General features: G+C 55.4%; 27 protein-coding genes. 1 reads left to right on the plus strand and 26 read right to left on the minus strand.

Translation table 11 applies throughout. The annotated features are described in order from the left end of the window. Window positions 1-268: 268 nt before the first annotated feature. The 15 genes from lysS to NWF31_RS11475 form a co-directional block, all read right to left on the minus strand. Window positions 269-1,711 (minus strand): lysine--tRNA ligase, encoded by a 1,443-nt coding sequence (gene lysS, locus NWF31_RS11405; protein WP_258360709.1) that lies wholly within the window; start codon window positions 1,709-1,711, stop codon window positions 269-271. A 34-nt stretch (window positions 1,712-1,745) separates the two neighbouring features. Then, window positions 1,746-2,228 carry a transcription elongation factor GreA gene (gene greA / locus NWF31_RS11410; RefSeq protein ID WP_258360628.1) on the minus strand — a complete coding sequence of 161 codons (483 nt, stop codon included), beginning with the start codon at window positions 2,226-2,228 and terminating at the stop codon, window positions 1,746-1,748. A 210-nt stretch (window positions 2,229-2,438) separates the two neighbouring features. After that, window positions 2,439-3,521, minus strand: a complete 1,083-nt coding sequence (locus NWF31_RS11415; RefSeq protein WP_258360629.1) for a shikimate dehydrogenase — start codon at window positions 3,519-3,521, stop codon at window positions 2,439-2,441. A gap of 75 nt (window positions 3,522-3,596) precedes the next feature. Next, entirely contained in the window at window positions 3,597-4,499 is a 903-nt protein-coding gene (locus tag NWF31_RS11420) for a DUF8754 domain-containing protein (protein ID WP_258360630.1), read from the minus strand. Between the two features lie 15 nt (window positions 4,500-4,514). Beyond that, window positions 4,515-5,048 carry a helix-turn-helix domain-containing protein gene (locus tag NWF31_RS11425; RefSeq protein ID WP_258360631.1) on the minus strand — a complete coding sequence of 178 codons (534 nt, stop codon included), beginning with the start codon at window positions 5,046-5,048 and terminating at the stop codon, window positions 4,515-4,517. 138 nt (window positions 5,049-5,186) lie between these two features. Continuing rightward, on the minus strand, window positions 5,187-6,185 hold the full coding sequence (gene dusB, locus NWF31_RS11430) for a tRNA dihydrouridine synthase DusB (RefSeq protein ID WP_258360632.1): 999 nt from the start codon (window positions 6,183-6,185) through the stop codon (window positions 5,187-5,189). Beyond that, window positions 6,169-6,933 (minus strand): type III pantothenate kinase, encoded by a 765-nt coding sequence (locus NWF31_RS11435; RefSeq protein WP_258360633.1) that lies wholly within the window; start codon window positions 6,931-6,933, stop codon window positions 6,169-6,171. The genes dusB and NWF31_RS11435 overlap by 17 nt, the downstream gene beginning before the upstream one ends. A 181-nt stretch (window positions 6,934-7,114) precedes the next feature. Then, window positions 7,115-7,726, minus strand: a complete 612-nt coding sequence (locus NWF31_RS11440; RefSeq protein WP_258360634.1) for a biotin transporter BioY — start codon at window positions 7,724-7,726, stop codon at window positions 7,115-7,117. Between the two features lie 91 nt (window positions 7,727-7,817). Next, window positions 7,818-8,810: a biotin--[acetyl-CoA-carboxylase] ligase gene (locus NWF31_RS11445; protein WP_258360635.1), complete on the minus strand. Its 993-nt coding sequence runs from the start codon at window positions 8,808-8,810 to the stop codon at window positions 7,818-7,820. A 75-nt stretch (window positions 8,811-8,885) separates the two neighbouring features. Then, window positions 8,886-9,272 (minus strand): aspartate 1-decarboxylase, encoded by a 387-nt coding sequence (panD, locus tag NWF31_RS11450; RefSeq protein ID WP_258360636.1) that lies wholly within the window; start codon window positions 9,270-9,272, stop codon window positions 8,886-8,888. Beyond that, a complete protein-coding gene (gene panC / locus NWF31_RS11455; protein ID WP_258360637.1) occupies window positions 9,272-10,123 on the minus strand; it encodes a pantoate--beta-alanine ligase in 852 nt (283 codons plus the stop codon). The genes panD and panC overlap by 1 nt, the downstream gene beginning before the upstream one ends. Before the next feature lie 40 nt (window positions 10,124-10,163). After that, window positions 10,164-10,298: a hypothetical protein gene (locus NWF31_RS11460; RefSeq protein WP_258360638.1), complete on the minus strand. Its 135-nt coding sequence runs from the start codon at window positions 10,296-10,298 to the stop codon at window positions 10,164-10,166. A gap of 3 nt (window positions 10,299-10,301) precedes the next feature. Further along, the gene (locus NWF31_RS11465) at window positions 10,302-11,219 is read right to left on the minus strand and encodes a Rossmann-like and DUF2520 domain-containing protein (RefSeq protein ID WP_258360639.1); all 918 of its coding nucleotides are present in this window, start codon (window positions 11,217-11,219) and stop codon (window positions 10,302-10,304) included. A gap of 170 nt (window positions 11,220-11,389) precedes the next feature. Further along, window positions 11,390-11,944: a 2-amino-4-hydroxy-6-hydroxymethyldihydropteridine diphosphokinase gene (gene folK, locus NWF31_RS11470; protein ID WP_258360640.1), complete on the minus strand. Its 555-nt coding sequence runs from the start codon at window positions 11,942-11,944 to the stop codon at window positions 11,390-11,392. A gap of 39 nt (window positions 11,945-11,983) precedes the next feature. After that, window positions 11,984-13,000: an HD-GYP domain-containing protein gene (locus NWF31_RS11475; protein WP_258360641.1), complete on the minus strand. Its 1,017-nt coding sequence runs from the start codon at window positions 12,998-13,000 to the stop codon at window positions 11,984-11,986. Between the two features lie 217 nt (window positions 13,001-13,217). Between NWF31_RS11475 and hcp the strand changes: the two genes are divergently transcribed. Then, window positions 13,218-14,501, plus strand: coding sequence for a hydroxylamine reductase (hcp, locus tag NWF31_RS11480; RefSeq protein ID WP_258360642.1), 1,284 nt, complete (start codon window positions 13,218-13,220; stop codon window positions 14,499-14,501). Between the two features lie 57 nt (window positions 14,502-14,558). Here the strand turns inward: hcp and NWF31_RS11485 are convergent, their stop codons facing one another. From NWF31_RS11485 to NWF31_RS11535, 11 genes are all read right to left on the minus strand, one after another. Further along, window positions 14,559-15,641: a DUF763 domain-containing protein gene (locus tag NWF31_RS11485; RefSeq protein ID WP_258360643.1), complete on the minus strand. Its 1,083-nt coding sequence runs from the start codon at window positions 15,639-15,641 to the stop codon at window positions 14,559-14,561. A gap of 56 nt (window positions 15,642-15,697) precedes the next feature. After that, entirely contained in the window at window positions 15,698-16,261 is a 564-nt protein-coding gene (locus tag NWF31_RS11490; protein WP_258360644.1) for an O-acetyl-ADP-ribose deacetylase, read from the minus strand. Between the two features lie 117 nt (window positions 16,262-16,378). Continuing rightward, window positions 16,379-16,705, minus strand: a complete 327-nt coding sequence (locus tag NWF31_RS11495; RefSeq protein ID WP_258360645.1) for a hypothetical protein — start codon at window positions 16,703-16,705, stop codon at window positions 16,379-16,381. Between the two features lie 167 nt (window positions 16,706-16,872). Then, window positions 16,873-18,207: a replicative DNA helicase gene (gene dnaB, locus NWF31_RS11500; RefSeq protein ID WP_258360646.1), complete on the minus strand. Its 1,335-nt coding sequence runs from the start codon at window positions 18,205-18,207 to the stop codon at window positions 16,873-16,875. A gap of 5 nt (window positions 18,208-18,212) precedes the next feature. Continuing rightward, entirely contained in the window at window positions 18,213-20,144 is a 1,932-nt protein-coding gene (gene lonC / locus NWF31_RS11505; protein ID WP_258360647.1) for a Lon family ATP-dependent protease, read from the minus strand. Between the two features lie 3 nt (window positions 20,145-20,147). Then, window positions 20,148-20,600: a 50S ribosomal protein L9 gene (gene rplI / locus NWF31_RS11510; RefSeq protein ID WP_258360648.1), complete on the minus strand. Its 453-nt coding sequence runs from the start codon at window positions 20,598-20,600 to the stop codon at window positions 20,148-20,150. 6 nt (window positions 20,601-20,606) lie between these two features. Next, complete coding sequence (locus tag NWF31_RS11515) at window positions 20,607-21,590, minus strand: YybS family protein (RefSeq protein ID WP_258360649.1); 984 nt, start codon at window positions 21,588-21,590, stop codon at window positions 20,607-20,609. A gap of 82 nt (window positions 21,591-21,672) precedes the next feature. Next, on the minus strand, window positions 21,673-21,900 hold the full coding sequence (gene rpsR / locus NWF31_RS11520; protein WP_258360650.1) for a 30S ribosomal protein S18: 228 nt from the start codon (window positions 21,898-21,900) through the stop codon (window positions 21,673-21,675). A gap of 88 nt (window positions 21,901-21,988) precedes the next feature. Further along, a complete protein-coding gene (locus NWF31_RS11525; RefSeq protein ID WP_258360651.1) occupies window positions 21,989-22,423 on the minus strand; it encodes a single-stranded DNA-binding protein in 435 nt (144 codons plus the stop codon). A 22-nt stretch (window positions 22,424-22,445) separates the two neighbouring features. Further along, the gene (rpsF, locus tag NWF31_RS11530; protein ID WP_258360652.1) at window positions 22,446-22,739 is read right to left on the minus strand and encodes a 30S ribosomal protein S6; all 294 of its coding nucleotides are present in this window, start codon (window positions 22,737-22,739) and stop codon (window positions 22,446-22,448) included. A 122-nt stretch (window positions 22,740-22,861) separates the two neighbouring features. Further along, entirely contained in the window at window positions 22,862-23,047 is a 186-nt protein-coding gene (locus tag NWF31_RS11535; protein ID WP_258360653.1) for a DUF5395 domain-containing protein, read from the minus strand. Between the last annotated feature and the right edge of the window lie 14 nt (window positions 23,048-23,061).

Below are 23,061 nucleotides of genomic sequence, written 5' to 3' on the forward strand. Positions count from 1 at the left end.
ATCGCCCTCGCTGTCAAGGGCTTTTTGCTACTCTCACCGGCATTTCCTGCCGGCAAGTCTGTATTTTACTACGGCCCCCGATACTTTGTCAAGGGGCCTTTTCTCCTTTTCTTTCTTGTCGTTGCGCCCCTGCCGGGACGCAGGAGATAATATAACACTGAAAACGGGCAGCGCGCAATGCCCAATAGGGCCTGCTAACGGTTGCCCGTTGCTATTATACCGGATAAGCTCCAGGTTTTATTTGTTTTTAAGTCGATACTCCATTTTGCTATTCTTCTCTTGGACGCATGGTGGGAAACAGGATAACATCCCTGATAGATGTCGCATCCGTCAGGATCATTACCAGGCGATCGATACCTATACCCATACCGCCGGCCGGGGGCATACCGTATTCCAGGGCGCGTAAGAAATCTTCATCGAGCATGTGGGCTTCTTCATCGCCGGCGGCCCGCGCAGCCATCTGGAGTTCAAAACGCCGTCGCTGGTCGAGGGGATCGTTCAATTCGGAAAAGGCATTGGCAAGTTCCCTCCCGGCAATAAAGGCTTCAAAGCGGTAAGTAAGTTCCGGGTTTTCTTTTTTTCTTTTGGCCAGGGGTGATATGGCCACCGGGTAATCGAGGATAAAAGTGGGTTGCTTTAAATGGGGTTCAACCTTCGTCTCAAAAACTTCGTTTACAATTTTACCCCAATCCATGCCGGGTTCGATTTCCACGCCCAGCTCTGCCGCAGCCCGCCCTGCCTCTTCCCTTGTTGTTATGAGGGAAAAATCTATGCCGGTGTATTTTTCAATGGCTGCAAACATGGTTAAACGCGGCCAGGGCGGGGTCAAATCCAATTCCTCGCCCTGGTACGTAACGGTAGTAGACCCTACCGCCTCCCTGGCGACGTAGGCTACCATCTCCTCCAGGAGGTTCATCATGTCTTCATAGTCGGCATAAGCCTGGTACAATTCAATCATGGTGAATTCCGGGTTGTGTTTGGTCGATATGCCTTCGTTGCGGAAAATGCGGCCCATTTCGTAAACCTTTTCCAGGCCGCCCACCAGTAGCCGCTTTAAATGCAACTCTAAAGCAATACGTAAATAGAGATCGATATCGAGGGCATTATGGTGGGTAATGAAAGGCCGGGCAGCCGCGCCGCCGGGGATGGTATGCATGCTCGGGGTTTCCACTTCTAAAAACCCGCGGCCGTCCAGAAAGGAACGTACGGCCCGTAACACTTTAGCCCTGATGATAAACACTTGCTTTACTTCCGGGTTAACAATGAGATCGAGATAACGCTGCCGGTAGCGTAAGTCTACGTCCTTTAACCCGTGCCATTTCTCCGGTAAAGGGCGTAAACTTTTACACAGGAGAGTTAGTTGATAGACTTCCAGGGAAATTTCCCCGCGGTGGGTGCGAAAGACCCTACCCTTAACGCCAATAATATCGCCGATGTCCAACCTGCGGAATAACCCGTAGGTTTCCGCTCCTACGTTGTCAATACGGACATAAAGCTGGAGGCGCCCGTCCCGGTCCTGTAAATCAGCAAAGGAGGCTTTGCCGTGGCCCCTGATGGCCATAATACGGCCTGCCAGGGCTATCTCCTGTCCCTCTAGTTCTTCAAAATGCCGGTGGACGGCCGTCGTGGTGTGGGTGCGTTCAAAGCGTCCCCCGTACGGGTCGACGCCCTCTCCCTGGAGCTCCTTTAACTTTTCCAGGCGCACCGCCATTAAATCATTCTCTACTTCCAAAACGTCGTTCCTCCTATAGACCTCTGGTTATATTTACTATCTGGTAATGCAAGGTACCAGCCGGCACCTGAATATTTATTATTTCTCCAATACGGTGGCCCAGGATGGCCTTGCCTACCGGCGACTCGTTAGAAATCTTGTTTTCCGCCGGATCGGCCTCCATAGAGCCGACGATTTCGTATTCTAGTTCCTCCCCCCCATCCAGGTCCTTCAAGGTGACCCGGGAGCCAAGGGAGACAATGTCTTCAGGCACCTCGCTGGCATCGATAATCCTGGCATTGCGCAGCTTTTTTTCCAGGGTAAGAATACGGCCTTCAATAAAGGCTTGCTCGTTTTTAGCGTCCTCGTATTCGGAGTTCTCACTGATGTCGCCGAACTCAATGGCCTGTTTCAAACGCTCGGCGACTTCACGCCTCCTTACAGACTTGAGGTACTCCAGCTCTTCCTCGAGTTTCTTTAACCCGCTCAGGGTTAATAAGGTTTCTTTTTCTGCCATCCTCTGCTCGCTCCCCTTCAGTTACCGCATAAATTATGAACATCAGTGCTATCTCAATATATGTCCTTTTTCCTTCCTTTATGCGACCGCCCCACAGGCCCAAGTACTATAACAAGCACCGGAAGTTTCCCAGTGCTTGTTGTAATATAGTCCGTTTATTTACTGGTATTATAGGTCTGACTGGTTACCATGTCAATACCCTTCCAAAAGTTAACGGGCCAGGGCCAGTTTACGCCTGGCCTGCTCGCGGATGGCCGCCACCCTAGCTTCGGAAACCGGCAACTCGAAACTGCGGAAACCGGCCACCCGGAAGCCGTGTTTGGCTGCCAGGCGGTTAATGGTATCAATCTGTTCTACCGTTAACTCCCGGCCCATAGTAAAGTTTTCCATGCGCCCCTCCAGGGCCAGGATCATGGTTTCGGCCATACAGGCATAGGCCAGTCCCGGAGGGTAACCGAAATTAAAGTTAAAGTTGACATTGCCCGGAACTTCTACTACCCCGCCGTCGATCACCAGCACGTCATCGCGTATCTCGGCCACCCTCCGGGAAACATCCCGCGGCCGGGCTACGTCGCAGACCACCGCCCCCGGTTTCAGGTCCTCCGCCTCGATAACCGTATCTACCGCTGAGGTAACGGTAATAATAACATCGGCGCGACGGAGGGCTTCCCGGGAATAAGCTGTTGTCCTGGCCTTTACACCGGTCATATCTTTTATTTCACCGGCCAGATGGGACAACCTGGCTTCATTGCGGGCAACCAGGGTTAGATTCCGGCAGCGGCGGGCCAGGATTTTAGCGCATACGGCGCCAATTGAGCCTGTGGCCCCAACAATGGCCACCTCGGCTCCGGGCAGTTCGATACCCATCATGGCCGCCGCCTTTTCCGTTGCTTCGAGGGCTGTAGCAACGGTATAACTGTTACCGGTAGTCACTGCTATATCTAAATTCCGGGCCACGGTAACCCCGGCATCGCCGACTACAGAAGTCATTGCTCCCAGTCCCAGGATCTCTGCTCCCAGTTTTTCTGCCAGGCGACCGGTGCTAATAATCTTTTGGATTACAAATTCTTCCGGCAGGGTCACCATCTGGCGTGAGGTGAGGGGGCAGGCAACGAACCATCCTTCGGTTTCAGCATATGGGGAACGAACACCGGTAATGTGAGAAGTTTTCAGAGGAGGGATATGAAGTGCCAATTTTTCCAGGAACTTTGCGGGCAAGTAACGTGTGAAGGGAAACTTCCTGGCAAAATAGCTGATATCCAGCGGATGGATCATAAAGGCGAACCGATGCAAGGAATAGCCCTCCTTTAATATAGATATGGGAAGTGTGAGGTAGGAAGTGGGGTTACCCTGTAAGCAAACATTATGTTAAGTCAGGTTGACTATCCGGGGTTTAAAGTCGAGCCGGTCTAACAACCGGTTATAATCTTCCGGCGTGACGGTATCCGCCTTTTTGCCGCTGAGTGTCAGCAGGACACCTTCCATGACATTGGTACCAAAGGAGCGACCGTTAAATTCCGGGGTAGTGGTAATAAGGGTTTTAATCCCCCGGCGACGCAGTTCTTCGATGTCGGTGCTGGTAACGGTATTGGTGATTATCACCCGCCCCGGCAATTCCGGGGGTAGGTAACGGCGGATAAAGAGAAAATCCCCGGCAATAATCTCCGCAGCTTCGTAATAACGCTGGTAGCGGTTATCAATTTTCTCCTGTTCTTTGCCTGTGGGGTAGAGGAGTTTAAAAGGCAACAGGCGAACGAAGGGTGCCGCAACATAAGCAACCCGCTGGAACCTGGACAGGGACCGAATGGGCACAGGTATACCCAGGCCAAAAATTAAATCGCCACAAATAAGCTCGGCCCCGGCGGCATCCAGGGCTTCAGCCATACCAAAGCGGTCGACGGCGCTGACCATGAGTACCTTCTTGCCCCGGAAATCCAGGACACCTTCACGGGCCAGGTAGGTTATCACCCGGCGCTCCAGGGTATCCTTCAGGCCGCCGCCGTCCACCATGGGCGTCAGCCGGGCCGCCCGGACTATTTTAGCTGCATCCCGCAGGAGGTAACGCCTGGTTCCTACCCGGATGTACAGGTCCATCCCCCCCAGGCCGAAGGCGTCTACCTGCCCGTCCAGTTCCCGGATAAGATTGACCATCCGCTCCATATCGCCGTCGGTACCGATGCGTTCAATGCGAAACCTTTCTCCCAGGAATTCCGCTTCTACCTGGTGATCCCGTTTTGATGAACCCAGGCTGATGCTTACTACTCGTTTCATTTATCGTTCAGCCCCTTATTTTTCAGCTTCAACCAAATCCCGGACCAGTGACCGGAGTTCTTCGGCGTTGACTTCCCTGTCACCCCTAATAGGGGAAGGACCCATCTCTACGCCCACCACTTCCCGTCCCAGCAAGGCCTCACCGACCTTAATGCGGTAGTCGGAGCCAATAATAATGACTACATCATAATTCCGCAACTGAGCCACAATCTCCATTATCTGGTTCAGTAATTCCAGGCCATTCTTCTGGCGAACAAAATCCCATCGTTCGCTATCGGTTAAGAGCAGTATGTATTCAACGCCCTCCTGTCGCAGCATATTTTCCAGTTCGGCCTTATTGGCGACGGGAAAGCCCACCACAGCCACACGCCGGCCGCGCCGTATCTCGCCCAGGGTTTCTAAACGGGAGACAAAGGAGCGGTCCACGCCTACCTGCCGGGCCACCTCCTGCTGGGAAAATCCCTGGCAGCGCAACGTAAAAATGCGCTCCAGGATGGAATTAATCTTGCGCCGGCTGATAAGCTTGTCGCCAATCCGTATCAGTTCCACCAGTCAACTGCCCCTTTGTGCACAAAAATGTGCAAGGTAGATTATAACAAAAAAATATGGTCCTGGCAAGGTAATTCATCCGGCCTTTAAATAAAACCGGCCTGCCAGGACCATGAAAATTATACCCGTTATGGAGATTTATTTTACGTCAATCCGGTCGGGAACGACACTGCTGTAGGCGACCAGGGCAGCCATGACTGCCGCCGCGGTGTCGAGGGTATAAAGGTGTTGCCGCAGGCGGGCTGCACCGGGCAAGCCCCTGAGGTAACAAGCAAGCACTTTCCGCATTTCTTTCACCGCCACCTTTTCCCCTTTTAAATCTACCATCATTTTAAAATGACGCATGGCTATAGCCATCCTGGTGGCTACATCCGGAGGGGGAGGTTCCGGGCGGCCTTCCAGGCGAGCGCGGATGGCCATTAAAAGCCAGGGATTGCCTACGGCGGCCCGGCCTACCATAACGGCGTCACAGCCCGTCTGTTCCAGCATGGCTATGGCGTCCGCCGGTGTCCTGATATCGCCGTTGCCAATGACCGGTACCGGTACGGCTTCCTTAACCCTCCGGATGCAGGTCCAGTCGGCCTGCCCGCTGTAAAACTGGCTGCGGGTACGGCCGTGAACGGCCACCGCCTTGGCACCGGCCGCCACCACCGCCAGGGCTGCCTCGAGAACGTTTACGCTATCTTCATCCCATCCTTTACGCATCTTGACCGTAACCGGTATCGGACCGGCCGCCTCTACCATGGCGGCAACAATTTCCGCAGCCAGGGAAAGATCGCGCATCAGGGCCGCCCCTTCCCCGTTTTTGACTATCTTGGGTGTCGGGCAGCCCATATTTAAATCGACAATGGCCGCTCCGGCGGTCACGGCCAGCCTGGTAGCCGCGGCCATAATTCCCGGTTCACGGCCGAATAGCTGGACGGCCACCGGCCCGGACTCACCTTTTAAATCAAGGAGCGCCCAGGTAGCCTTACTGCGGTAAATAAGACCCTGGGCGCTGATCATTTCGGTATAGGTCAAGGCAGCTCCCGCTTCCCTGGCAAGCAGGCGAAAAATGGGGTCGGTAAAGCCCGCCATGGGCGCCGTTACCAGCGGCGCTTCCAGGGTTACCGGGCCAATCTTAACTGTTGCGCTCATAGACGATCCGCAAACCCTCCAGGGTTAACAGGGGGTCAACTTTATCGACACAACCTACTTCAGGCGCTATCAAGCCGGCAAGGCCGCCGGTAGCCACCACCAAGGCCTGCCCACCCATCTCTTCCTTCATGCGGGTGACGATCCCCTCTACCTGGCCGATAAAGCCATACATTATTCCCGCCTGCATGCCGGCCACGGTGTTTTTACCGATTACCCGGGGCGGTTTGATAAGTTCAACCCGGGGTAGTTTGGCTGCCCGGGCAAACAGCGCTTCGGTGGCGATGCCAATCCCGGGTGCGATGGCTCCCCCCAGATATTCACCGTTTCCAGAAATGGCGTCAAAGGTTGTGGCGGTCCCAAAGTCCACGACAATGGCCGGGCCGCCGTAAAGTTCATAGACGGCTACACCGTTAACAATGCGGTCGGCGCCCACCTCCCTGGGATTGTCAAAACGAATAGGCATGCCCGTTTTTACCCCGGGGCCGATTACCAGCAACCTGCATTCTAACTGTTCTTTTATCATCATGGTGAAAGTCTGGGTTAAAGTCGGCACCACGGAAGCCATGACTACGGCTTGAACGGCATCTATCTCCATTCCCTGGTAACCGGCCAGCTGGCGTAAGACCAGGCCGTATTCGTCGGCCGTCTTCTGCCGGTCGCTGGCCAGGCGCCAGCAGCATTGTAACTCCTTCCCTTTATAAAGGCCAATGGCAATATTAGTATTGCCGACATCTATGGCCATTAACATGCCGCCGTTCCCTCCATCTTCTTCGACTTATAAAATTATTCCACAGCCCCGGGCTTTATCCTTTTTCTTACTAAAAAAATACCCCACATAAAAGGTTAGTAACCGCCTGTAAAAGAAGCAACGAGAGCTGCCGGTACAAGCTAACCGGACGGCTAGAGCTATAACCTGAAGGGGCAGCCGCCTAACAATCAGAAGTACTCCCGGGGGCCAGGTACCCCGCCTGCTGCAGGGCCCTCCGGACCTTCAGGCCAACGGCCGCCGCCAGGAATATCTTGGCCATATCCAGGGGAATGTAAGGCAGGACCCCCAGGAGCAACCCTTTAACCAGGTTAAGATGCAGGATGTAAGCCAGCTGGAAAGTACCCAGGCAATAGACTACCCCCAGACAGGCAAGCATGCCGGCAACCAGGCGGCCGTAACCCGGTTCCCCTTGGCCCCTTTCCAGGATCAGGCCCATGAAGTAGACGCCCAAGATAAACCCCCAGAGATATCCCCCTGACGGCCCGGCCAGGACCGCCGGGCCCGACCCACCACGGGCAAAAACGGGCAGGCCAATCACCCCAAGGAGTAAGTACACGATTATAGCCAGGGTGCCTTTCTTTTTGCCGAGTACGGCCCCGGCCAGGAAAACTCCCAGGACCTGGCCGGTAATGGGTACCGGTGAAAAGGGCAGGGGAATAGCCACCTGGGCCAGGATGGCTACCTGGGCGGCAAAAAGGGCTATCAGGGCTATGTCTTTAGTACGCAAGAAAAAAACCTCCTCGAAGGCCGGCCGGTTGCCGGCTTTTTTCAAGCTACTGCCTCCATGGCTCGCTAATATAAATGGCACATGGTTTATTGTTAACTTTTTGTTTTATATATGGTTAACATATATGAGAAAAATTTTAGCCTGCCGCTCGCAGGCTCACTTCCCCGGAATTATACCGGCGAACCTCACCTCCCGCCCCCCGCACCAGCAGCGCGCCCTCGGCGTCAATATCAACGGCCACGCCCCGGAAGACATCCCGCCAGGTGTTTACTTCCACCTCCCGGCCCAGGGTCACGCTCGCCTCTTTCCAGGCCCGCCGGATGGGCTCAAAACCCTTTTCCTGCCAGCGCTCATACCATTTTTCCAGCTGGTAGAGCATCTCCTGGAATAGGGGCAATCGCTCCACCGGACGCCCCAACTCTAAATATAAAGAGGTAGCGTGCGGTCTTACTTCAGGGCTAAAATCCCCTACCTCAAGATTGGCATTTAAGCCTATGCCCAGAACGACATACTCCAGGACATCAATCTCGGCTTTAATTTCTGCCAGGATACCGCACATTTTCCTCCCCCCGGCCAGGAGATCATTGGGCCACTTGATACCAGGGGGGAGGCCGGTCTGGCGGCGTACTGCTGCCGCAACGGCTACCGCCGCCAGCAGGGTAAGCTGGGAGGCCATGGCCGTTGCCACCCGCGGGCGCAGGATGACAGAAAACCAGATGCCTTTTCGCGGCGGCGAAACCCAGGAACGCCCGCGCCGGCCGCGGCCTCCGGTCTGGCCTTCGGCGATGACCACCGTCCCTTCCGGTGCCCCGCCGTCGGCAAGTTCTTTGGCCACCTGGTTGGTAGAGCCCACTTCATCATAATAGTAAAGGTTCCGGCCCAGCCAGGTGGCCTTCAGGCCTGCGGTCACTTCCTCGGGGTAAAAGCAGTCCGGCGCAGACAGCAGGCAGTAGCCGCGACGTGTCTGGGCATCAATTTGATAACCTTCCCGGCGCAGGGCCTGGACATGCTTCCACACCGCCGTCCTGGTGATGGCAAGTCTTTTACTAAGCTCTTCCCCGGAAATATACTCACCCGGGCGGCGGCGCAGGTACTCTAATACTTGCTGCTTGCTGCCTTCTTTAGCCATAGTTTTATTTTAAACTTCCTTTTTATGGTTGTCAACTCCCTGCGGCAATTATGGTTAACATTTTTTCGCCGGGCTTCATACCCAGGTCTCTCCCGGCCGTTCCCTACCCCGGATCTCACTTATTTTATTCTGCCCGTCCAGGAAAATGACGCGCGGTTTATAGGACGTGGCCTCGGCGTCGGTAAAAATGCCGTAGGAGATAATGATGACCACATCACCGGGCTGGACCAACCGGGCCGCGGCGCCGTTGGCACAGATGATACCGCTGCCGGGGGGCCCGGGGATGGCATAGGTCTCCAGGCGGGCGCCGTTATTATTATTGACTACCTGGACTCTTTCGTTGGGTAAAATATCGGCTGCGGCCATCAAATCGCTGTCGATGGTAATACTACCTATATAATTGAGGTCAGCGCCGGTAACGGTCGCCCGGTGCAGTTTGCTTTTCATCATGGTGCGCCACATCAGTCTTTCACCTCCACGATCATGTTATCTATTAAACGGGTCTCCCCCACCCAGGCGGCCAGGGCCAGCAGCACCCGGCCCCTGATTTCGTCTAAAGGTTCGAGGGTTTCGGCGTCGTTGACCGCCACATAATCGATGCGCGTACGGGGCCGGGATAAAATTTCCTGCGCCATGGCGTCCCGGACCACGGCGGCGCGCCGTTCACCGGAACGGATAAGGGCAGCCCCTGTATTCAAGGCCCGGTAGAGGGCCAGGGCCCACCGGCGCTCGTCCGGGCTTAAATACTTGTTCCGTGAACTTAAAGCCAAGCCGTCCGCCTCCCGCACGGTAGGGATGGTGATTATGTCAACCGGAAAATTTAAATCCCTGGCCAGGCGTTTAATCACTACCGCCTGCTGGTAATCCTTGAGGCCGAAATAGGCCCGGTCGGGCTGGACAATATTAAAAAGCTTGCTCACTACCGTAGCTACACCCCGGAAATGGCCCGGCCGGGAGGCGCCACACAGGACTTCCGTAAGGCCCTCAACCTGGACATAGGTGGCATAGCCGGGCGGGTACATTTCTTCTGCGCCAGGGGCAAAAATAGCATCAACACCCGCGCCAGCCGCCAACTTTTGATCCCTTTCCAGGTCCCGGGGATAACACTCCAGGTCTTCCCCGGGGCCAAACTGGGTCGGGTTAACAAAAATGCTCATGATAACGACGTCATTTTGCTCCCTGGCCTTCCTGGCCAGGGCCAAATGGCCCTCATGCAGGTAGCCCATGGTAGGAACCAGGCCTATGCTTTTCCCTTGCCGCCTGGCAGCCATAACAAAATTGCGGATCGCAGCAATTGTTGTCAATACCTCCATTATCATCGACTCCTTCAGAAAAGGGTCCACCAATATCATATCAGCCGATTATTGACCGGCTTCTTACCACCAGGGGTACAGGTTCCGGCCTCAGTTGGTTTTTTATGAGCATATCCGGCGCCCGGCCTGCCATCTCATTAAACATAGAGCGGGCACCAGTTAAAGCCACCGGCACCTGTTAGCCCTCCCCGGTGACCCCTCCGGTTGCCGCCCGCCTGCTTATTGCATCAAATCTGATATCCAGGATTTGCCTGAACAGTTCTACCTCACGGGGGTCAATACTGCCTTTACGGCCGGCCAGGCCAGCCGTGTAGCGTCCCAGGGCGCGGTAAATCTCGCCCAGTTCGGGGACGGCGGTATCAATGGCTACCAAGTGATCCCTGACTGTATCGATATCGCCCCTGGCAATGGGGCCGGTCAGTGCCCGGGGAATGCCTTTTTCATTAATATTATCCAGTGTTCCTTTAATTAAAGGCGCCAGGGCGCGGGCCGCCATTTCCGGTTCCATGCCCGCTGCCTGCATAAGCCGGTAGCTTAAATCAATGAGGCTCACCAGGTAGTTGGAAGCTACACAGGCGGCGGCATGGTAGAGGGGCTTGGCGCCGGGGCTGATGATAAAATACTCCCCCCCCAGTTCTTTTACCAGGCGTTTTCCCAGGGAAAGGGCTTCCTCATCCCCTTCCAGGCTGAAAACTGACCCCGGGAGGTTAGTCACCGCCCGGTCGGCGTCGGCACATGACTGGAGGGGATGGAGGCTCAGGGCCAGGGCACCGGCCTGCCGGGCCGGCTCCAGGACGTCCGAGGTTAAAGAGCCGCTCATATGAATTACCACTTGCCCGGGACGAAAACCGTTTACCGCGGCAACAGCCGCTGCTACCGGGCCGATAGCCTGGTCGCTGGTGGTGATAAAGACCACGTCGGCCCGCCGGGCTACTTCTTCCGGCCGCTCGAAGACCGGGCAATCCAGTCTTGCCGCCGCCCTTCGCGCTGAGGCGAAGGTACGGCTGGCTATCCCTGCAATGGTATACCCACGCCGGCGTAACAGTATACCCATGCCGGTACCGACAGCCCCGGCTCCAATTATACCAACTTGCATATATGGACACGCCCCCAAATAAAAAGCTCCCGACAGGTTGCCGGAAGCTCATCCCCTACTCACCCGTCTCGGTCTTAAGTAATAGATCCAAGCGGCCAATCTTTTAAACCTATATTTGATTATTTTAACGGTAAATATGTGCGCTCCTTACTGGTAGCGCCTATTATATTTTAACACCGCAGGCTGCTGTATGGCAATACTTCCTGCCCGGGAAAATGATCCCTGGCAGCCTCATCTGCCCGCCGGCCATCAGGTAAAATAAGGTCCGGGGCTATTTCTGCCAGGGGCACGAGAACAAAGGCCCGTTCTTGCATCCTGGGGTGGGGGATTTGCAGGTCGGGTTCATTGATTGTCAGGTTGTCATAAAGCAGGATATCAATGTCTATGTTCCGTGGGCCCCAGCGTTCCCGCCGCACCCGTCCCAGGCGCTGCTCTACCGCCAGGACTGTCAGCAACAGCTCGCGGGGAGACATAGAAGTTTTGATCCTGGCTACGCCGTTTAAAAACCATCCCTGGGAGGTTTTACCCACCGGAGCCGTCTCATACCAGGAAGAAATCCGTTCTACCTCGATCCCTTCAATGGTGTCCAGGATGGCTACGGCCCGCTGCAAATGACCTTCCCGGTCGCCCAGGTTGGAACCCAGGCCCAGATAAGCAGTTGTTAAATTTCCGCTGTTTACCGGCATGCAACCATCCCCACCATAAAATTCGGCCAGTAATAGCATGCCCCCGGCATCCCGCCCGTACGCGCTATGGAGATAAAATCAAGGTTCGGCCTCAGCGATTAAAACGGTAGGATTGGTCAGGAGGCGAATAACCTCGCCGGCGCGGTGCCGGGGCTGCAGCACTTTTACCACCGAGCGCATTGGTACTTCAGGCTCCTGGGCTATTACCCTGGCTATTTCCCCGGTCGTTAACCGCACCTTGGTCCCCACCGGGTAACTGGCAATGGCCTGCAAGAATACCCGGACCAGTTCCATATCCAGCTTACCCATAGTGCTTTCCACCATTAACAATTCCATGCCCTCGTGGGGTAAATACCTGGGCCGGTAACAGCGGTCGGTAGTTACAGCATCATAAACGTCGGCAATGGCCACACACCGTGCCGCCAGGCTTAATTCTTCCTGCCTTAATCCTTGAGGATAACCGCTGCCGTTGCAACGTTCATGATGATCACGGGCCACCCGGCGAACCGCCTCGCTTACCACGCCATCCAGGCGTTCATAACCGGCCTGGGGATGGCGCTTGATAAGGGCAAACTCCTCGGCATTTAATTTGCCGGGTTTTAATAAAATTTCCGGCGGTACTTCCAGTTTACCCACGTCGTGGAGCATCGCGCCAACGCCAATGATGAGGAGTTCTTCGCGGGAGAGCCCTAGTTTTGAACCCAGGAGGGTAGCCAGGACGGTCACATTCAGGGAGTGCCGGACAGAGTAGGGGTCCAGGTCCTTGAGCATTGCCACCTGCAGGAACATGTTCTGGTTATCCTGCATCCGGTTAAGAAAATCGCCTACTATCTCCTGGATATTTTTGACCTCCAGATGGCTCCCCAGGCGGCAACGATTATAAACATCGCCCAAGGCTTCCTGGGCTTCCTGATATATCTCACCTACCGTACCATTAGGTATCCAGGGCGTGCCTGCAGGATTTCCCCCGGATAAAGGATGGCCATAATCCCCGCTATGCCGGGCGGTTGCAGAATGAAAATCATAAATTGGCGTAGTAGCTTCCGCCACCTTGTCCAATCCAGCCCCGTCTCGCCGGGGAGAATTGCCATCCATTAAAGACCTCCGCCTTTTTTCCAAAAATTACTGGCTGTAATAGTTTTTTTCGACGCCAAATACGAATTTCCTGCTGGTACCAGTTCAGATTTATAGCAGGAGGCACACGGTTGTTTAATAAAAATAGTTTATTGTTTGTGACCCAGGTCACAGTTTGTCTCCAGCTCCTCGTTTATGATAAGGATGTCTTTAAAATTCAACCGGAGGAGGAAAAAGCATGTTTTGTTACCAGTGCGAGCAGACGGCAGGCGGTACCGGGTGCACCAGGGCAGGTGTATGCGGTAAGAACGAAGATATCGCCAGCCTGCAGGATACCATTATTATCGGCCTCAAAGGTATTGCCGCCTATGCTTACCATGCCCGGGAACTGGGCGCCAGGGATGAAGAAGTAGACGCATTTATGCACGAGGCCCTCTTTACTACCCTGACAAACGTTGACTTTGATCTTAACCGTCATATAGAAACGGCTTTAAAAGTAGGGGCCATGAACCTCAAAGTGATGGAACTTCTGGATAAAGCCCATGTAGAGCGCTTTGGTGCCCCGGTCCCGACAAAGGTTGCTACCGGTACCAGGAAAGGGCCGGGTATACTAGTTACCGGCCACGACCTGCTGGATCTGTATGAACTCCTGCGGCAGACGGAGGGTACGGGAATTAACGTCTATACCCACGGGGAAATGTTACCGGCCCACGCTTATCCGGAACTGAAAAAGTTCTCCCACCTGGCGGGCAATTATGGTTCGGCCTGGCAGAACCAGAAAAAAGAATTTGAAGAGTTCCCCGGCGCCATCCTGGGAACTACCAATTGCGTATTGATCCCCAGGGAATCCTACCGGGAGCGCATGTTTACCTGCGGCATTGCCGGCCTCCCGGGGGTAACCCATATCAAAAATCGCGACTTCACCCCGGTAATAGAAAAGGCAAAGGCCCTGCCGCCCCTGGAGGAAAAGGCCGGCGGCGAGTTGACCACCGGTTTCCACCATACGGCCGTCTTAAGCATAGCCGGCCAGGTCATCGATGCCGTCAAGGCCGGCAAGATCCGCCACTTCTTCCTGGTAGGTGGCTGCGACGGGGCCAGACCGGGCCGCAACTACTACACCGAATTTGTGGAGAAGGTACCGGAGGACTGTGTCGTCCTGACCCTGGGCTGCGGCAAGTACCGCTTCAACCACCTCGACCTGGGCGACATTGACGGCATCCCGCGCCTTATCGACATGGGCCAGTGCAATAACGCCCATTCAGCCCTCCAGGTGGCCCTGGCCCTGGCCGGAGCTTTCAACTGCAGCGTCAACGAGCTGCCCCTGAGCCTGGTCCTGTCATGGTTCGAGCAGAAAGCAGTAGCCATCCTGCTGTCCCTGCTCCACCTGGGCGTAAAGAACATCCGCATCGGCCCGACCCTACCAGCCTTCCTGACGCCCAATGTGCTGAAGGTCCTGCAGGAAAACTACGACCTGAAGCCCATCACCACGCCGGAACAGGACCTGAAAGATATCCTGGGTTAATAATAAAACGCCACGTAGTTAAAGACGCTACGTGGCGTTTTTATTAGGAAAAAGTCTTTACGGGGAAATCCCGGCCAGCCGTTTTAAAGCCTGGAGCTTATCGGTACGGCCGATCTTCGCTGCAGCCAGGGCCTGTTCCAGGACCGCAATGGAGCGATCATATTCCCGGCGGTCCACCGGGTAGGGATGGCCGTCCTTACCGCCATGGCTGAAGCTGTAGCGAACCGGGTCCCGGAAACTGGCCGGTGCGCCGTAGGCAACCTCGGCCACCATGGCCAGGGCACGGACGGTTTTAGGACCCACGCCTTCCACCCCCAGGACGGCGGCAAAATCCCGCGGCTGGGCGGCATAAACCTTGAGGAGGGCTTTATTAAGGTAGCTCGCCCGGGGGACATCATGGCGCCAGGGGAGAGGGAGGTCAGGCATTCCCCTGTCCAGAATACGCTTAAACTCGTTTACTACCTTGTTGGGTTCTTCCCTGGCCAGTTCCGTTACCATCCGGCGGGAAACCTGCCCCTCGCCGGCCACCATATTCAACGTCTCTCCCTTCGCGTCGCAGCAAACGGCGGCGTGGGGTTCGCAGACAAAGTCCTTTACCCCTTCACCCAGCCAGTGATAGCGGCGGGCCAGGCGCGTTCCCTCGTTCATCCCCTGCTGGACCACTGCCCACCGGCCATCAAAGGTAAAGATAAAGACGTGGTGGTAGAGCTGGTAGCCGTCCTGGACGGCGGTATTATCTACCTTGGCGGCCATCCTGCTGGCATAAACCAGATCCCCCGGCTTTAATGATGTCAGGGCCAGCCTGTCGGCCGCCGCCACAATTTCCTCCGGTGTCCGGCGGGAAGTACGGCCCTTGCCCCCGGCGATGACAAAGCCCAGGTCCTTTTCCCGGCCGCGCAAGCCCTCCTTAAGGGCGCCGCAGAGGGTGGTGGTTAAACCGGAAGAATGCCAGTCAAAACCAAGAACGCAGCCAAAGGCCTGAAACCAGAAAGGATCGCTCAAGCGCCGTAAGACTTCCCCGGGCCCGTATTCCCGGACAATAATCTCCAGGATGGCCGGCCCCAGGCGCTGCATGCGTTCAAAAAGCCACGGCGGGCAATGGCCACCGTGAAGGGGCAGGCTGGCCGTTCCAGTACGCATATAACTCCATCCTCCAACCAAAATTACATTCGTTAAGCCCTGCGCCAAATTTACTGTTATGACGCAGGCGCAGATTCCAGTACTTTTCCCAGGGCCTGTTCGAAGGCAGCCAGGACGGCAGGAGTAAAGAGGACAAAACGCACTTCTTTAAAGGCGGCGGGATGGGCCGCCAAAAAATCTTTAGTCGTTGCCATGGCTATCCCCGCCGCCCGTTCCACGGGAAAGCGGTAGGCCCCGGTGCTGATGGAGGGAAAGGCCAGGGATTTTATACCCCTATCCTTCGCCAGCTGCAGGCTGCTGCGGTAGGCGCTGGCCAGCAGTTCGTCTTCTCCTTGCCGGCCGCCGTGCCAGATGGGGCCGACGGTATGGATAACATAACGCGCCTTGAGAAAGCCCCCGGAGGTGATGACCGCCCGGCCAACGGGACAACCTCCCTGCTCCTCCCGGATGCGGCGGCATTCTGCCGCTATGGCCGGTCCACCGGCGCTGTGAATGGCGCCGTCGACGCCGCTGCCACCCCACAGGCCGGTATTGGCGGCGTTGACAATGGCCTCTACATCCTGCTCGACGATATTCCCCTGGAGGAGTTTCAGCAGGGTACCGGCTATGTTGACTTCCATGAAAACGCCACCCCCAAAACTATGTATTTCCTTCCTGGCTACTATTTCGTTCTTCAGGCGGCTATTCCTGCCAGGAGACAAAAATGAACCGCGGCGACTAACCCGCGGTTTCAGGTTTCATTCCTGGAGGATTTTTGCAGCCCCGTTTTGTTCCATGATCTCGCGGATGCGGGCCAGTTCATGGCGTGGCGCCTCCACGGCTACCGCCACACCCTGCCCGGCATACCCGGCCAGGAAATCGGTATAGGCACCGGTCCCTTCCTGCCAGAGCTCATCTCGTTCGGTTTTTAAGTAGGCAATTTCATCAGGTTTTTCCCAATCCGTAAAAGACTTTGACAGGCTGGCAACAATCATATCCTTGCGGTCAAAGCCGGCGTTTTTGAGGCTGTCAATAAGGCCGCCTACCTGTTCCTGGTTGGGAATGATGCCAATAACCCTGGCCATGACACTACCCCTTTCATTTTACTTTTAACAAAAGGTAGTGTACGCCGAGGATAAGAAAAAGATACCGGACCGGCCGCAAAGACCCGACATTAACTTGCCCCGGACGGCACTTTTCCAAGGCGAAAAACCGGCAGCCCGGCCGGGCCAAAAAAGCGTTAAATAATGTTTTAGGTGGCCGGTTCTGGAGCCAGGTCGACGAATTTAGTGTATTCTGGTAAAAATGCCATTTCTACCGTTCCTACCGGTCCGTTGCGGTGCTTGGCCACGATGACTTCGGCAATCCCCTTTTTATCGGTATCGGGATCGTAGTACTGGGGCCGGTAAAGGAAGATAATCACGTCGGCATCGGCTTCAATGGCCCCGCTCTCCAGGAGGTCGGCCATAACCGGCCGCTTGTCCTGGCGCTGCTCAACGCCGCGGTTCAACTGGGATAGTACCAGTACGGGTACGTTCAACTCCCGGGCTAAAGCTTTCATGGCCCGGGAGATAAGGGCAATTTCTTGCTGGCGGCTGTCGACGCGGCGGTGGGCCTGCATCAGCTGCAGGTAGTCAACTACAACCAGGCCTAGGCCGCTTTCCGCCTGTAGCCGCCGCGCCTTGGCCCGGACCTCCAGGGCTGATATGGCGGGGGTATCGTCAATATAGATAGGGGCATCCCCCAGGATACCGGCGGCGTTTACCAGGCGCGCCCAGTCATCTTCGGACAGGTAACCGGTCCGCAGGCGGTGCTGTTCCACCATGGCTTCGGCTGCCAGCATGCGCTGCACCACCTGCTCCTTTGACATCTCCAGGCTGAAAATAGCCACCGGCAGCTTTTGTTTGACGGCCACCTGCTGGGCAATATTGAGGCAAAAGGATGTTTTTCCCATCCCCGGCCGGGCGGCACAGATAATGAGGTCGGAAGGCTGCAGGCCGGAAAGGAGCTTGTCCAGGTCATGGAAGGTAGGTATACCGGTTACTTCTCCCTTGTGGGCGCTCAATCGCTCCAGGTGGGCAAAGGTATCTATCAGGACATCTTTAACAGTTACAAAACCGCTACGGCGCCGGCCCCCGGCCACCTCAAAAACCAGGCGCTCTGCCTCATCTAAAATCTGCTCTAAATCGCCGGCCTGGGTTAAAGCCAGTTCGGTAATACGACCGGCTGCCTGCACCAGGGCCCTTAATGTTGCCTTTTCCGCTACCAGGCGGGCATAATAGCCGGCATTGGCTACACTGGGCACATCCCCCGTCAGGGAGCTCAGGTAGGCAGCCCCACCGGCCACCTCCAGCTGTCCCTGGCGGCGGAGTTCTTCCGTCACCGTCAGGAGGTCGACCGCCTCGCCGCGCTCATTGAGGTCCAGGATGGCGCGGTAAATCAAACGGTGGGCTTCCCGGTAAAAGTCTTCAACTTTAAGGATTTCCAGGACGGTCAGCAGGGCCTCCCGGTCGAGCATGATGGCTCCCAGGACGGACTGCTCGGCCTCCAGGCTCTGGGGAGGCGACTTTTCCAATTCGTCGGTCATAGTTCTCAGGCTCCTGCCCCGGACCGCCGCCGGCCCCTGGCCCTGGCCGCAGGCATCAGGTAATCCAGGGCCGCGGCTACAGTTTCTACGGGTTGTACGGCAATACCTTTGAGCCCTGCCGGTACCTCGGCTGCATTTTCTGCCGGAATTAAAACCATCTTCATACCTGCCTGCTTGGCGCCGTAGATTTTTTCCAGCACGCCTCCGACCGGCTTGACTTTACCCTGGATGGAGATCTCGCCGGTTACGGCTATGTCCTGGCGCACCGGCCGCTTCTGGACGGCACTGATGATGGCCGCGGTAATGGCCAGGCCGGCCGAAGGACCATCAATGTTGGCCCCGCCGATAATATTGACGTGGACGTCATAGTTATATAAATCCTCACCCGTCAGCAGGCGGAAAACCACTGCGGAATTAAAAACAGAATCCCGGGCCATGCTGCCGGCCGTTTCATTAAAACGGATACTCCCCTTCCCCGGTTCCCGTGCCGGGAAGGCCATCGCTTCAATCTCCAGGACCGAACCTACAAAACCGGCTACAGCCAGGCCTGTAACGCGGCCCACTTCCATGGTATCCCTGGCCTTGACAGTAACATAAGGCGTCAGGCGAGCGCTTCTTAAGACCTGCCGGACATGGTCTACCGTAATCAACCGGCGCCGGCGGCCCTTTTTCCGCTGCTGCTGGTAGAGACTGAGGCCGTAAGCTTCAGCCAGGATGTTGATGGCCTTGCGGCCTTCGATGGTATATTCGGATATTAGTTCCGGGACCGCCGGCTCCAATTTAACCCCCAGCCGCCCGGCGGCCTCTCTAATTATAGTCTGGACATGGGCCGGTGTAAGGGGAGCAAAAAATACCTCCGCACAACGGGAACGCAGGGCCGGGTTTAACTCTTCCGGCTCGCGGGTCGTAGCACCGATAAGGATAAAATCAGCCGGGGCCCCTTCCTCAAAAAGTTTTTTAATATAGCGGGGAACACTCTCATCACCAGGGTCGTAGTAGGAAGAATCAAATTCTACCCGCTTGTCTTCCAGGACCTTGAGGAGCTTGTTAAGGAGCAGGGGGTCCATTTCCCCGATTTCATCAATAAAAAGTATACCCCCGTGGGCCTCAGTCACCAGTCCCAGCTTGGGTTCCGGCACGCCGCTCTCGGCCAGATCCCGCCGCGCTCCCTGGTAAATGGGATCGTGGACCGAACCCAGGAGGGGATTGGTGACTTCCCGGGGATCCCAGCGCAGGGTGGTACCGTCTACCTCAACAAAGGGTGCCCCGGGCTTAAAGGGGGAACTGGTTATTTTTTTGGCTTCCTCCAGGGCCAGTCTTGCCGCCGTGGTCTTCCCTACTCCCGGCGGTCCGTAAATGATCATGTGCTGGGGAAAGGGGGAGGCGAGTTTGGCAAGAATGGACTGCACGGCATCGTCCTGGCCAACAATCTCTTCCAGGCTCCGGGGCCGCAGGGCTTCCAGGGCCGTCCGGGAAAGGGTTACCCGGGACATCTTTTCCAGAATAGCCAGTTTTTTGAGGGTCTGGGCGTTTTCCGGCCCGTTATTTTCCTTCAGGACCTGACGGCGAACCTCCTGGATATATTCTTCATGGCGCTCCTGCAGCCTTTCGGCAATGCGCTGTTCCAGCTTTTCTTCCACCGTCCGCCGGGCAATAAAGTCGGCTATTTCTTCCTGCAGGGCCGCCAGGATACGGGGTATATCTTCTTCCGCCGGCATATCATTAATGGTTGGGTCCTCATAGATCAATTTTTCCAGGGCCAGGACCCTGGCCGCCAGATTATCGGAGCGTATTAAATCAAGGGCTTCGAGCTTGCTGGCCCTTAGAACAACTTTCTCCGTACCATAAATATCACATAAAACACCATATAAAGCATCCACCTGGCGGTCCATCATATGGCGATCGCTGGCCAGGATGGGCAAATTCTCTTTGGACATTTTTTAACTCCCCTCTGCCACCACCTGTACCTGCAGGCGGGCCTGGATTTCAGGATGTAGTTTCAGGGTAACTTCATAGCTGCCCAGGGCCCTGATAGGCTCTTTGAGATCTATTTTACGCCTGTCGATATCCACATGAAAAGTGTTTTTAATTGCCTGGGCTATCTCCTTGTTGGTAATTGAACCAAAGAGCTTGCCCTTATCACCGGCACGGGTACTTACCTTTACCACAGCGCCATTGAGCAAACCGGCCTGCCGCCGAGCCTGTTGCAATTCCTGGCTTTTTTTCTCCTCCTGGCGTTTCTTTTCCAGGTTTAATTCCTTAATACGCCCGGCAGTAGCTTCCACTGCCAGGCCACGGGGCAACAGGTAATTACGGGCGTAGCCTTCGGCCACTTCCACCACTGCACCCCGGTTGCCGAGTTTGGGAACATCAGTAACTAAAATAACCTTCATAATGCCTCACTCTCCTTCACCAGGCGAGCCGGTACGCCGCCGGTAGCTGAAAAAAGGGTCAAATAAACCCAGGGTTGCCAGGGAAACCAGGACTACAGGCAGGTTTATAAGGGCTACAATCACCAGTAACACCTTGAAAAAGGAAGCCAGTTTCAGCCGGTAAAAAATAAAACTTACCGCTGCCAGGCCGTTACCTGCCAGCAGGGGCAAATATACATAAAGGATATTTACCCCAAACCTGTAGGCTAAGTCCAGGCTATAATAATCCCCCAGCTGCCACAGGGCCAGGCCGGCAATTACCCCCCAGGCGGCATACCATGGTAACTGCCAGTTACGAAAGGGGGGCAGCCCCTTTTCAACAAGGCCCAGGCGTAGCAGCACCTTTTCGGCTACCAGGTAATTAATAAAGGCAGCCAGGAGAGAGGCCGAGATTAAAATTCCCGGTAACAGGAGTTTTAAAAAATTAATCATACCGGTCAGGGCAGCCTGCAACTCCTCCGGGGTTACTCCCGTTGCCCCCATGCGCTCCAGAATTCCCGTCCGGCGGTAAAATTCAAGGGTATAATTAGCCGTCATTTCCATTTCATGGAGCAACCCCCCCAGGGGCAACCCCGTAAGTTTGGATGTAAGGAACAGGCTTAAAAGCAAGGAAAAAAGGGAAACAGTTCCCCCGGCAACTATAATCCGGGCCGGGCGGGCCTTAGCCTTGAAAAGATAGCCGTAAATTAATCCCAGCCCGGCAAACTGGACAAACAGCAGCACCGCATTCAACGGCCCGGTAAAAAAAGCTATCGCCAGGGACGCTACAAAGGTTGCCATTACTCCCAGGCGCAGGCTGCGGCGTACCGTAAGGACGACTATGGGAACAGTCCAGATAATATTGGTAAGTACCTGAAGGGGAGGGATAAAATAGCCTGTGAGCACAAGGACCACCGTAAGGGCTGCCATGAGGGCCCCTTCGGCCAGGGCAGCCACCCTGCCTTCATCCATAAAGTTACCACCCATTAGTCATCAGTTAAGGGGATATAGAAAAGAGGGAGTTGCTCTCCTCCCTCCTGGAACTCCACCCTGATTATTCGACCGTATAAGGCAACAGGGCCAGGATCCGCGCCCTTTTAATAGCTTGAGTTAGCTGGCGCTGGTGACGGGCACAATTGCCGGAAATACGGCGGGGCAAAATTTTGCCCCGTTCACTGATATAGCGGCGGAGGCGGTTTACATCTTTATAGTCCACCTGCGCGATTTTATCGACGCAGAAGCTGCAAACCCGCTTCCGGGAACGTTTCTTGTCACGCGGCAAATTAGGTTTCACTCCTTTAATTTTACTTACCGGAACCTGGACATTCTAACCGGTCAACGGAGTACCGGGAGACAATTTAACCCAAAGACTAAAAGGGCAAATCGTCTTCGCCTATATCTACTTCAGTACCTATATCGTTAAAATCTGCGTTGAAACCCTCAGCGCCCATACCTGCAGCGGGGCTAGCCCCGCCTTTTCCATCCCGGGGCCAGTCCAGGAAGCGGACGTCATCGGCCACCACATCGGTAACCTGGCGTTTCTGTCCCTCGGGTGTTTCATAGGTGCGGGTCTGGAGACGGCCTTCAACCGCAACGAGGCGGCCTTTATTCAAATGGTTGGCGCAGGTTTCGGCGAGCTTGCGCCATACGGTAATGCGGATAAAATCTGTTCCCCGCTCACCCTGCTGGTTTACATAATTTCTGTCCACCGCCAGGGTAAAGGTAGTTACGGCCACCCCGCTGGCCGTATATCGCAGTTCGGGATCCCGCGTCAGCCGCCCAATCAAAATGACCCGGTTTAACATACCTCTCCCACCGCCCTATCTTTTAGCTGGCTTCTTCCAGGCGCGTGATCAGGTAACGAATTACCTCATCGGTAATCTTTAGTACCCGCTCCAGTTCCTGGGCAACGGCCGGCGTACCTTTAAACTTCATGAGGACATAATAGCCCTCCCGGTACTTGCGTACCTCATAGGCCATCCGCTTTTTGCCCCACTGGTCTACCTCTATGACCTGGCCGCCCTGATCGGCTATCAACCGGGTAAATTTTTCTACCGTAGCGGCAGTAGTTTCGGCTTCCAGGTCGGGCTTAATTACGAATACGACTTCGTAATCGCGCAAATGACAGCACCTCCTCCCTGTGGACTTATGGCCCCACCCGCCGGTGGAGCAGGGAAGCTTTTCTGGTAGATTATATCATAAATCATTTCCAGAAGACAAGGTTTAAGCAAACTTCTCTCAACTTACATCTTCACAATAGGCCGGCGGTTAATAAGCAGGTATAGTTGAAATTTACCGCTTAATTGTAGCACTTTTTTAATGTTCTGGTCCAGTTCCACCAGGGTATGACCCCTGGCCTCAAAATTAGCATCGCCGGCTATCCATTCCCGGCCATCGTGGCTGAGCTTTACTTCTAAATCGGCCCGCATTGGCACCCTCCTTT

This window comes from Neomoorella sulfitireducens (assembly GCF_024733845.1).
Lineage (GTDB): Bacteria > Bacillota > DSM-521 > Neomoorellales > Neomoorellaceae > Neomoorella > Neomoorella sulfitireducens.